General features: G+C 57.5%; 1 pseudogene. It reads left to right on the top strand.

Going from position 1 to position 842, the window contains the following annotated elements:
- Positions 1-682 precede the first annotated feature (682 nt).
- Positions 683-842, top strand: a pseudogene (locus NMG70_RS33425) (electron transfer flavoprotein subunit beta/FixA family protein); the annotation flags it as partial.

The following is an 842-nucleotide window of genomic DNA, read 5'->3' as shown; positions in this document are numbered from 1 at the left end:
CACTTGAACGTCCGATGCTCTAAAGGTTATTTTCCCCACTCTTAACGTCGCGGGTGTACCCCCCCGTGTCTAGCGCTTGCACCAGATCACGACTTATCAGGCTATACTTTGCAGAGAGTGTTGATGCGGCCAAGGAGCTGAGCAAGGCGACAGCTTCTTCGTAGCTGCCGGGGCGCTGCAGAATTCCAGCGTGTTGACAGCGCCGGCCGTGAAAGGATTGCAGCTCACCGGTTCCGGCCTGCGAGCTTGGTCAATGGTGGCCGGGCTGACCGGGACGGAGAGCAGCGACGCCGCTGCATGAGCATATTTGCAGCAACGTACGAATTCTGCGCGCCGTCAAGGCGGATCGGCCATCTAGTCCATCTCGCTTCCAGATGATAGGGATAGACAGACTGGATTTGACATGAGGCGCCCAGCCATTGATGGTTGTCCGAAGAGCTGCAGCCGCAACGAGGGTGCAGTTACGCGGTCATGTTGCCAGATTTGTCATCATGGCTGTCTGGCTTCTCCACATGATGACTTCTTCCTCCATTCGGATGGATTGTTCTACGCCTCAACCCCTGGCGCCGAAGAGCGCTACCTAGCGTGGACCTACGACATGCAGGAAGGGGAGTGGGCGAAAAAGGCGGGTGCTGGCCTCCCCGTCGGCCAGCATACTCTGAACTTCGAATAGGAGAAGCAAATGAAGATCCTTGTGCCCGTGAAGCGGGTTGTGGATGCGAATGTGAAGGTTCGTGTCAAGGCTGACGGTTCGGCGGTGGAACTCGCCAACGTCAAAATGGCGATGAACCCGTTCGACGAGATCGCGGTCGAAGAGGCGATTCGGCTGAAGGAGGCCGGCA

Source organism: Mesorhizobium ventifaucium (assembly GCF_935822925.1).
GTDB lineage: Bacteria > Pseudomonadota > Alphaproteobacteria > Rhizobiales > Rhizobiaceae > Mesorhizobium > Mesorhizobium ventifaucium.
Note: the sequence above shows the minus strand (reverse complement) of the source record. Positions and strands in the feature narration are given on the sequence as shown.